We start from the raw sequence: 10,553 nt of genomic DNA, 5'->3' as shown, positions 1-10,553 counted from the left end.
AAATCTCAGCCTTGACATCACGCGGATTGACTCCGTCATTTAAGACCTCACGCAGTTCACGCTGAGTCTCAAGAATAGCTCCCATACCAGCACCGGACACAGCTTGATAGGTCGATACGATAATGCGCTCCAAGCCCCATTTCTGACGAACAGGTTCCAGCGCCACCATCATCTGGATGGTGGAACAGTTAGGGCAAGCAATAATCCCGTTATGAGCATCAAGTGCATGAGAATTCACTTCCGGTACCACCAGAGGCACATCAGGATTCTGACGGAAATGAGAGGTATTGTCAACGACAACAGCTCCTGCCTTAACAGCGTAAGGAGCATACTTGGCAGACGTTGAGCCACCTGCTGAAAAGAGAGCGATATCTACACCTTCAAAGGCAGTTTCCGTTGTTTCTTCAATTGTGATGTCTTGGTCTTTGAATTTCAAAACTTTCCCAGCAGAACGAGCTGAAGCCAAGTAGCGTACTTTCTCAATTGGAAGACTTGATTCTTCCAGCATTTTAATCATTTGAGCTCCAACGGCACCTGTAGCACCAACCACAGCAACTGTATATCCCATAACATACCTCTCTGAATTTTCAAAAAATTTGTGTATTGCTGGTATTATACTACTTTTCTAAAGAATTGAAAAGACTTATAAGAAAAAAATCCCCACTAAAAAGTAGGGATTGAGGGCACTTACGTGTGATGAGCAGGTTCACACAACTCATCAAGGTCCGCTCCTGCGTATATGACCTCCCATGCTCAATATGTGGCTTGCGCCACCTATCGACTCATCGCATATCTAGCATTCTACTATAGAGAATCCTAAAAGTCAAACTATTTTTTATGAGAGATTTTCTAGCTTATCCATATTTGAAATTGGTGCCTTAAAAGAGTAAAATAGTTTTTAGGAGGATAAAGTTATGGATACTACGAAACAGCCTGTCCCCATGCCTCAAGATAGGCGAACAATGGCTATCTTGCTAGGAGCTGTAGGTGGCTGCCTTGATGTTTTCTCGCATATGCAATTTAGTACGCTAATCGCAACCCAAACAGGGAATATTCTTTTAATTGTAGCCGACTGGGATGGTCCAACCGTAAAGACGGCTTATCGCATTCTTTCACTTATCTTCTTTACTTTTGGTTTTATCCTTGGTATTCTACTTAAAGAACAGGCTCAAAGTTCACATTGGCGTACTTGGGGAATCTTACCGTTAACTCTCATCACTTTCCTCTTTCCGTTCTTTCACTCTCATTATTTTATCTGGGTGATATTATTTGCAACCTCTACAGGAATGGTCATGTTAACTTATACAGGCTCAAAAATCGAGTCTTATCCCTACATGATTATGATGACTTCAGGAAACTATCGGAGAATGGTCACTGCTTGGTATGAATATATTCGTTTTAAAGATCGTAGACATATTATTAAAAGGCAAGCGGCTAATTACTCTATGATTGTCGCTAGTTTCATCGGCGGTGCTATTTTTACTGGATTTCTCACACGTTTCATTCATCAATACGCTATCTGGACAGTCACTACTATTTTGACGATTATTATCATTCATTATACCAGATACAACCATATACATCACTTAGAGCAAAAAAATATCTAACACTTAATGAAAATCGAAAGCAAACTAGGAGCTAAGTAAGAAAAAAAACCGAACCAATCCTCTTGGGTAATGCTCACAAAGAGAATTGGTTCGGTTTTTGCTAGTTCATCAATACTTGCCTGCGATATTTCATTTATCGATCCTCTTCATCAGTTTTTAACTACTGATAGAAAAACTTCCTCATCTATCAATCTCACAAATACTTGCTTCCTTCTTTAATGCTGAGTTTGCTCAGCCTATCTTTGTATTTTTCGATAAATTCCCGCACCCAGTCGGGATTGGTCTTGGAGTAGTCCCGAAGTGCCCAACCAATGGCCTTATTGATGAAAAACTCGGTCTGATTAAGATTATTAATCAGGATTTGCTCCAGCAGCTGGACATCCGTTTCTTCTTTTTGAAGCAATTGATGTTCAATGGCAAGGCGCCGCAGCCAAAAATCTTCATCCCTGCTCCACTCCAACACAAATTTCTTTGTCTCAGGATAGTGCAGGCAAATAAAGCCTACTGAGCGGCACAAAAAGTCAATGGTGTCCCACCATGGCTTTGTTTGTGCTAATTTCTTTATCTTTAGCAAATCGCTTGGTTTCAAAGCTTTTTGTTTCAATTGCAAATAATCCAGCACCGCATATTGCATTTCACGATAGGGGTTCTCCCAAGTCTGATTGACAAATTCCCAATCTATCGTAGACTTGTGATTTTTCTTAAAAAATATCTTAGAAACTTGGCGTCTAACAGGTGTTTTAACTCCTAAAAACTCAAATTGGTCTTTCATGTATGCTTTCATGTGAATAGCATCTTCAGGGTTTGCTACTTCTTTTAATCCTTGTAAAATATCTTCTACTTTCATATTACCATTCACTTTCAACATTCATATCTTTGAATAATTTAATTGGTCTTGCTGGTTTATCTAAACTCTTCTGCAACCAAACTGTATCATGCCAGCAGCCAAATTTATAGCCGATTTTTGGGAAATGCGCTACTTGCTGATAACCACGTTTTTTATGGAAAGAAATACTGACGTCATTCGGCAGAGCAATACAAGCTAGAAAATGAACAAACCCTTGCTGTTCAAGAATTTCTTCCAATTTGTCATAAAGCTGCTTCCCAATCCCTCTGCCGCAATTCTCATCAGCTACATAGACCGACAGCTCAACAGCCCAGTTGTATGCCTCTCGACCATAATAAGTCGAAGCATAAGCATAACCCAGAATGACTCCCTCTTCCTCTGCCACCAGATAAGGATACCTTTCCAAGGTCTTCTCAATCCGGCCAGAAAATTCCTCCACCGACGGAACATCATACTCAAAAGTAATGGCTGTTTTCTCCACATAAGGCGCGTAAATAGCTACAAGAACAGCGGCGGCGTTTTTATTTGCTAATCTGATGTTCATCCGAACGTTCCTTTCTTCTTATTACTTTCATAAAAGTGAAGTATATCACCATGTATATTTTACAAAATTCAAAAAGAAAAGGCTCTCTCGAACCTTTTTCGTTTTAAAATAGTCCAATAGCTGTACCATCTGGTGCAACATCCATATTGAGGGCTGCCGGGCGTTTTGGCAGACCGGGCATCGTCATAACATCACCAGTTAGGGCGACAATAAAACCTGCACCCAATTTTGGAACTACTTCGCGGATAGTGATTTCAAAGTTTTCTGGCGCTCCCAGAAGATTTGGATTATCTGAAAAACTGTACTGGGTCTTGGCCATACAAATTGGCAGCTTATCCCAGCCGTTCTTGACAATTTGAGAAATTTGAGTTTTTGCTTTCTTTTCAAAATTAATTTTTGTTCCACGATAGATTTCCTTGACAATTTTCTCGATTTTTTCTTCAACTGTCAGATTATTATCATAGAGTCGAGTGTATTTGGCAGGTCTCGTTTCAATCGTTTTGACCACAACTTCCGCAAGAGCCAATCCACCGTCAGCACCATCTGCCCAGACACTAGCCAATTCCACAGGTACATCAATTTGAGCACAAAGTGCTTTCAGCTCAGCAATTTCAGCTTGGGTGTCCGTCACAAATTCATTGATAGCCACCACGACCGGAACACCAAATTTACGGATATTTTCCACATGACGTTTGAGGTTGGCAAAACCTGCTTTAACCGCTTCAACATTCTCAGTTGTCAGATCTTCTTTGGCGACACCACCGTTCATTTTCAATGCTCTAAGAGTTGCAACAATAACCACTACATCTGGAGCAGTCGGCAGATTGGGCGTTTTGATGTCTAGGAATTTTTCAGCCCCTAGATCCGCACCGAAGCCAGCTTCAGTCACCGTGTAGTCCGCCAAATGCAAAGCTGTTGTCGTTGCCAAAACGGAATTACAGCCGTGAGCAATATTGGCAAACGGTCCACCGTGAACGAAGGCAGGGGTTCCATAAATAGTCTGTACTAGATTGGGCTTTATAGCATCTTTCAAGATGAGAGCAAGAGCACCTTCTATTTCCAAATCTCGAACATAAACAGGCGTCCGATCATAACGATAACCAATAACGATATTAGCTAGACGTTCTTTCAAGTCTTCAATACTTGTCGCTAAACAGAGAATAGCCATGATTTCAGATGCAACCGTAATATCAAAACCATCTTCCCGCGGAATTCCATTAACCGGACTGCCCAGACCGACTGTCACATGCCGCAAAGCACGGTCATTCAGATCTACCACGCGCTTCCAGATAATGCGACGTTGGTCAATTCCTAGAGCATTTCCTTGATGTAAATGATTATCAATTAAAGCAGAAAGGGCATTGTTGGCAGTGGTAATCGCATGCATATCTCCTGTGAAATGCAAATTGATGTCTTCCATTGGTAGAACCTGTGCATAACCACCTCCAGCGGCTCCGCCTTTGATTCCCATTACTGGTCCAAGAGATGGTTCACGAATCGCAATCATGGTTTTCTTGCCTATTTTGTTGAGAGCGTCTGCTAAACCAATAGTAATAGTCGATTTCCCTTCGCCAGCCGGTGTTGGATTGATTGCTGTTACCAGAATCAGCTTACCAACTGGATTCTTTTGTAATTCCTGAATCTTATTAAAAGACAATTTAGCCTTGTATTTACCGTAAAGCTCCAAATCGTCGTAATCAATTCCAACTTTCTTCACTACATCAGCAATCGGCTGTAAGTCAACGCTCTGAGCAATTTCTATATCCGTTTTCATTTGGAATCCTCCAGTTTTGATAGGATTATTATACCAAAAAATAAAGAAAACAAACACTTTCAAAGCTAAACTTCTCAAAAACGTTCGGGAAAGTCTTTTCTATTTACGAATTAAGTTTTTTTGTGTAAAATTTAGTTATGAAACTATTGATTACTTCTGGCGGAACAAGCGAAAAAATTGATCAAGTTCGTTCTATTACGAATCACTCAACAGGAAGACTTGGTACTCTTATTGCAGAGAGTTTTTTAACACAAGGTGATCAGGTCACCTTAATCACTACACAGAGTGCTGTCAAACCTGCTGCTCATCCAAATTTAACCATTCAAATCATTGAAAATGTTCAGGATTTGCTAGAAACAATGCAGTCTTTGGTCAAAATTCATGATGTTTTGATTCATTCAATGGCCGTCTCTGACTACACGCCTATTTACATGACAGGTTTTGATCAAATTACTGCTTCACAGGATTTAACAGAATTTTTGAATAAGACCAATGATCAAGGCAAGATTTCATCAAAAGATGAATACCAAGTACTCTTTCTCAAGCAAACTCCAAAAATTATTAGCCAAGTCAAAAAATGGAATCCCGATATCCATCTAATTGGTTTTAAACTCTTAGTTGATGTTTCTAAGGAAGAACTACTGTCAGTTGCTCGTGCTAGTTTCATAAAAAACAAAGCAGAAATAATTGTGGCAAATGACTTGTATGATATTTCTAATAATCAACATCATGCTTACTTGGTCAAAGAAAATTCTGTCATAGAAGCCAGCACCAAAGAGGAAATCGCTCAACAACTCGTAACACACATTCACGCAAAGGACAATCTATGAAACATATTACTTTAGCTGTTACAGGAAGTATCGCTGCATATAAAGCTGCCGACTTGGTCAGTCAATTGACAAAAGACGATCTAAATGTAACTGTTCTGATGTCTCAAGCAGCTACAAATTTCATTACACCACTGACTTTGCAGGTATTGTCGAAAAATGTAGTACATGCAGACGTCATGGACGAGCCTGCGCCAAACAAGGTCAATCATATTGAAATTGCCAAGCAAACGGATCTTTTCTTAGTTGCACCTGCTTCTGCCAATACAATCGCTAAATTAGCCAATGGCTTTGCAGACAATATGATAACCAGTACCGCACTTGCTCTGCCATCAATAGCTAAAAAAGTGCTGGCTCCCGCTATGAATACAAAAATGTATGAAAATCCAATCACTCAAGAAAATCTATCTAAATTAGAAAAATATGGCTGGCAAATCATTCAGCCTATAGAAACCGTCCTCGCTTGTGGTGACAAAGGAATCGGCGCACTTGCTGATATAGAAACAATTATAAAAAAAGTAAAGGAAATGATTTATGAAGAAACAATCTAATATTGCTCAAATTGCTATCTTTTTGCGATTATGCTCGTCATTCATCTATTGAGTTCAGTAATATTTAACCTATTCCCTGTTCCGATCAAACCAACGATTGTCCACATTCCCGTTATTATTGCAAGTATTTTATATGGACCAAAAGTAGGTGCTATTTTAGGGGCGCTAATGGGTATCATTAGTCTGGTTACGAACACACTTGTTCTCTTGCCAACCAGTTACTTGTTTAGCCCGTTTGTACCTAATGGGAATATTTATTCACTCCTCATTGCCCTCGTTCCACGAATCTTAATCGGAGTCACTCCTTATTTTGTTTATAAATATCTTAAAAATAAGACCGGACTTATCTTAGCTGGAACAGTCGGTTCGTTGACAAATACCATATTTGTTTTAGGAGGGATTTTCCTGCTATTCTCCAAAGTGTATAACGGAAACATTCAGTTGCTGCTTGCCTCTGTCATTTCAACCAATTCTATTGCTGAAATGATTATTTCTGCGGTTCTGACAGTTACTATTATCCCAGCTCTTGAAAAAGTTAGAAAATAATCACGTGAAAACGTGATTTTTTTATGGAAAAATGCTATAATGAAAACGGTTAAACATATGCAGAAAGCTGAAAAATTGAGAAAAATGGATATGCTCGTTCCTTTATTAAATAAGCAATGATATTTCCTGTTTTCACTGATTTTTCATAAGCTTTCCTATTTTAAAAAGGAGATTTCGTAATGACTTACCAAGAAAATTTCAAAAAATGGCTTGATTTTGCAGAACTTCCAGACTATCTTCGTAAAGAATTGGATTCAATGGATGAAAAAACAAAAGAAGATGCATTTTATACTAATCTTGAATTTGGTACTGCTGGTATGCGTGGTCTGATAGGTGCTGGTACGAATCGTATCAATATTTATGTCGTTCGTCAGGCAACTGAAGGTTTAGCACGTTTGATTGACGAAAAAGGCGAAGATTTCAAAAAACGCGGTGTCGCTATCGCTTACGACTCTCGCCACTTCTCACCAGAATTCGCCTTTGAATCTGCTGCTGTTTTAGCAAAACATGGCATTAAATCTTATGTATTTGAAAGTCTCCGTCCAACACCAGAACTTTCATTTGCAGTTCGCCATTTAGGAACTTTTGCTGGAATTATGATTACTGCTAGCCACAATCCTGCTCCATTTAATGGTTACAAGGTCTATGGTGAAGATGGTGGTCAAATGCCGCCTCATGATGCTGATGCTCTAACAGCTTATATTCGTGCTATTGAAAATCCATTTGCCATTGAAGTAGCTGATGTTGAAGTAGAAAAAGCATCTGGATTGATTGAAATCATCGGTGAAAATGTCGATATTGAATACCTAAAAGAAGTTAAAGACGTCAACATCAACCAACAATTGATTAAAGAATACGGCAAAGACATGAAAATCGTCTACACTCCGCTTCACGGTACAGGTGAAATGTTAGCACGTCGAGCATTTGCTCAAGCTGGTTTTGATTCTGTTCAGGTTGTTGAAGCTCAATGCGTGCCAGATCCAGACTTCTCCACTGTCAAATCACCAAATCCAGAAAACCAAGCTGCTTTCGCTCTCGCTGAAGAATTAGGGCGTAAAGTTGGTGCGGATGTCCTTGTCGCAACAGACCCAGATGCTGACCGTGTGGGCGTTGAAGTTCTCCAAAAAGACGGCAGCTACCGCAATCTTTCAGGAAATCAAATCGGTGCAATTATGGCTAAGTATATCCTTGAAGCGCATAAGACTGCTGGAACACTTCCTGTCAATGCAGCACTTTGCAAATCCATTGTGTCTACCGATCTTGTAACCAAGATTGCTGAAAGCTACGGCGCAACCATGTTCAATGTCTTAACTGGTTTCAAATTTATCGCCGAAAAGATTCAAGAATTTGAAGAAAAACACAATCACACTTACATGATGGGCTTTGAAGAAAGCTTTGGCTACTTGATTAAACCATTTGTACGTGACAAAGATGCTATCCAAGCTGTTTTGGTCGTAGCTGAGCTTGCAGCTTACTACCGTTCTCGCGGCTTAACTCTTGCAGACGGAATTGAAGAAATCTACAAAGAATATGGTTATTATGCTGAAAAGACGATTTCAGTTACTCTGTCTGGTGTTGATGGCGCGGAACAAATCAAAGCTATTATGAGCAAGTTCCGTGACAATGCACCAAAAGAATTTAACGCTACTGCTGTTGCAATCACAGAAGATTTCAAAGCACAAACTGCTACTGATTCTGACGGCGATGTAACGAAATTAACAACTCCACCAAGCGATGTATTAAAATACACACTTACTGATGGTTCATGGATTGCTGTACGTCCTTCAGGAACTGAACCAAAAATCAAATTCTACATTGCTGTTGTCGGAAATTCCAGCCAAGACGCTCAAGCAAAAATTGCAAAAATTGAAGCAGAAATCAATGATTTTGTAAAATAAGCAAAAAGTAAGAAGGCTTTGATTTCTCAGTCTAACTTCTACAATATTCAAACTTCGAGTCTGGGACAAGAGTGTCTCAGACTCGAAATTGTCTTGTAACAAATGACAGATAATTGCTCAAACGCTGCTTTAAGATGGCGGACAGAGCTTTCGAAGTAGGTCTCAAAGTCTTTTCGCTTTTTAACATTTGCTCAACGTTACAGGGGAGACTATACAAAATAGCTGGGAAACATTTTATAGCGGAGTCTTGAGATAAGAGGATGACAATTAAAATTTTCAGTTTCTAGTTCTGTTTCACTTCTCTTTCAATATTTTACATTTCATTTCAAATCTCTGCATTATTTTCCTATTTGTGGCATACTAGAATGAGCAAAAGAAATGAGGTTATTTTATGGATAATTTTACGCAAGATATCAAAGATTTAGAAGTCACGACTGTAGAACGTGCCCGACAAGCCATTGAAAATAAAGAAAACGCAACTTTTTTCATTGGGCGTAAAACGTGCCCTTACTGTCGTAAATTCGCCACTACGCTAGCTAGTGTTGTCGCTGAAACCCAAGCATACATTTTCTTTATCAACAGTGAGGAACCTAGTGAACTGGAAGAACTCCAAGCTTTTCGTTCCGAATATGGAATCCCAACTGTGCCAGGATTTTTACACACAGAGAATAGCCAAGTAGCTGTCCGTTGTGACTCTTCTATGACGGCTGAGGAAATCAAGTCATTCGCTAACTTATAAAAATGAAGCTGGAATTAAAATTTCCAGCTTCAAAGTATATTATAAACTAACTAAGCAGTAACTTTTTACTATCACCAAACGAGGCAGAGATCATATCGTCCCTGTCTCTTAATATTTAATTTCCTTTTAATTTTCCTTTTTGAAAGGCTTGCCACATCTTTTGCTGAGGTTTAGCAAATGGATAGTTGTCAAATTCATCAGGATGCAACCATAAAACTTGTTCCTGTTTAGGCATTTCCGTAGCATTTACTACCTGACCATAAAGCAAACGAATCTGCCACTTGCGATGACTGAACACATGTTGAATTGTCGGAAAAGCTTGCTCCTGCCAATTCACTACCACATCATAATCCTGCTCAAAGCTTTCTTGAGGAGATAATTCAATTGCAACTTGATTTTCTGCTACTTCAAAAAGGGATAACTGTTCATCATCCGAAAATTCGTCTACTTCAATCAAAGGAAAGTGCCAAAATCCTGATAAAAGACTGCTTGCTTCATTTTTCTCTAAAAGAAATTCTCCTTGATTATTCTGGATAATCAAACCATACAAATAAACTGGAATAGGTTTTTTCTTAGGAGCTTTGATAGGGTATCTATCCATTGTTCCATGTAAGTAAGCAGCACTAAATTCCCTTACTGGACTGTCCTCAGGTCTAGGGTTGACAGGCGCTTCAATATCTGAGCCCAAATCCATCAAAGCTTGGTTGAAATCTCCCGGTCTTTGGGGGTCAATCAGAATTTCCATCATCGCTTGAAAAACCTTTCGGTTAGCAGGGACACCAATATCCAAATTCACCTCAAATAAACGGCTCAGGACCCGCATAACATTCCCATCAACCGCTGGCTCAGGCAAGCCAAAAGCAATACTTGCAATAGCTCCTGCTGTATAAGGACCAATTCCTTTCAGACTAGAAATCTCCTCGTAAGTGTGAGGAAACTCGCCACTAAAATCTGTCATAATCTGCTGAGCAGCCTGTTGCATATTGCGTACTCGCGAATAGTAACCTAGCCCCTCCCAAGCTTTAAGCAAACGTTCTTCTGAAGCCATTGCTAAATCTTTAATTGTCGAAAACCAGGCTAAAAAACGCTCATAGTAAGGAATAACCGTATCTACCCGTGTTTGCTGAAGCATAATTTCTGAAATCCAGATATGATAAGGATTGCTGCTTCTCCGCCAAGGTAAATCGCGCTTATTTTCATCATACCAAGCTAATAATTTT

At 39.5% G+C, this 10,553-nt stretch carries 10 protein-coding genes and 1 pseudogene; 6 read left to right on the top strand and 5 right to left on the bottom strand.

Annotated features, from left to right (window positions below):
* Window positions 1-568 (bottom strand): aspartate-semialdehyde dehydrogenase (locus HMPREF2887_RS07645; RefSeq protein WP_084741005.1); only part of this gene is annotated, 568 nt, incomplete at its 3' end.
* A 346-nt stretch (window positions 569-914) separates the two neighbouring features.
* Here HMPREF2887_RS07645 and HMPREF2887_RS07640 point away from each other — a divergent pair.
* On the top strand, window positions 915-1,607 hold the full coding sequence (locus HMPREF2887_RS07640) for a YoaK family protein (protein WP_003024212.1): 693 nt from the start codon (window positions 915-917) through the stop codon (window positions 1,605-1,607).
* A gap of 193 nt (window positions 1,608-1,800) precedes the next feature.
* Here the strand turns inward: HMPREF2887_RS07640 and HMPREF2887_RS07635 are convergent, their stop codons facing one another.
* From HMPREF2887_RS07635 to HMPREF2887_RS07625, 3 genes are all read right to left on the bottom strand, one after another.
* Window positions 1,801-2,454, bottom strand: coding sequence for a DNA alkylation repair protein (locus HMPREF2887_RS07635; protein ID WP_021001780.1), 654 nt, complete (start codon window positions 2,452-2,454; stop codon window positions 1,801-1,803).
* 1 nt (window position 2,455) lies between these two features.
* The gene (locus tag HMPREF2887_RS07630) at window positions 2,456-2,998 is read right to left on the bottom strand and encodes a GNAT family N-acetyltransferase (RefSeq protein ID WP_021001781.1); all 543 of its coding nucleotides are present in this window, start codon (window positions 2,996-2,998) and stop codon (window positions 2,456-2,458) included.
* A 103-nt stretch (window positions 2,999-3,101) separates the two neighbouring features.
* Window positions 3,102-4,772: a formate--tetrahydrofolate ligase gene (locus tag HMPREF2887_RS07625; protein ID WP_057489690.1), complete on the bottom strand. Its 1,671-nt coding sequence runs from the start codon at window positions 4,770-4,772 to the stop codon at window positions 3,102-3,104.
* A 137-nt stretch (window positions 4,773-4,909) separates the two neighbouring features.
* Between HMPREF2887_RS07625 and HMPREF2887_RS07620 the strand changes: the two genes are divergently transcribed.
* The 5 genes and pseudogenes from HMPREF2887_RS07620 (at window position 4,910) to HMPREF2887_RS07600 (ending at window position 9,333) form a co-directional block, all read left to right on the top strand.
* Window positions 4,910-5,602 (top strand): phosphopantothenate--cysteine ligase, encoded by a 693-nt coding sequence (locus HMPREF2887_RS07620; protein WP_057489691.1) that lies wholly within the window; start codon window positions 4,910-4,912, stop codon window positions 5,600-5,602.
* The gene (coaC, locus tag HMPREF2887_RS07615) at window positions 5,599-6,150 is read left to right on the top strand and encodes a phosphopantothenoylcysteine decarboxylase (protein ID WP_003029349.1); all 552 of its coding nucleotides are present in this window, start codon (window positions 5,599-5,601) and stop codon (window positions 6,148-6,150) included. Before HMPREF2887_RS07620 ends, coaC begins: the two co-directional genes overlap by 4 nt.
* Window positions 6,134-6,696, top strand: a pseudogene (locus tag HMPREF2887_RS07610) (ECF transporter S component). The gene coaC and the pseudogene HMPREF2887_RS07610 overlap by 17 nt, the downstream one beginning before the upstream one ends.
* 179 nt (window positions 6,697-6,875) lie before the next feature.
* A complete protein-coding gene (locus HMPREF2887_RS07605; RefSeq protein WP_057489692.1) occupies window positions 6,876-8,594 on the top strand; it encodes a phospho-sugar mutase in 1,719 nt (572 codons plus the stop codon).
* Between the two features lie 391 nt (window positions 8,595-8,985).
* Window positions 8,986-9,333: a DUF6568 family protein gene (locus HMPREF2887_RS07600; protein WP_049533767.1), complete on the top strand. Its 348-nt coding sequence runs from the start codon at window positions 8,986-8,988 to the stop codon at window positions 9,331-9,333.
* Window positions 9,334-9,448: 115 nt separating this feature from the next.
* Here HMPREF2887_RS07600 and mutY read toward each other — a convergent pair.
* A partial coding sequence (gene mutY / locus HMPREF2887_RS07595; RefSeq protein WP_084741066.1) for an A/G-specific adenine glycosylase occupies window positions 9,449-10,553 on the bottom strand: 1,105 nt, incomplete at its 5' end.

It is taken from the genome of Streptococcus sp. HMSC071H03 (genome assembly GCF_001813035.1).
Lineage (GTDB): Bacteria > Bacillota > Bacilli > Lactobacillales > Streptococcaceae > Streptococcus > Streptococcus anginosus.
Note: the sequence above shows the minus strand (reverse complement) of the source record. Positions and strands in the feature narration are given on the sequence as shown.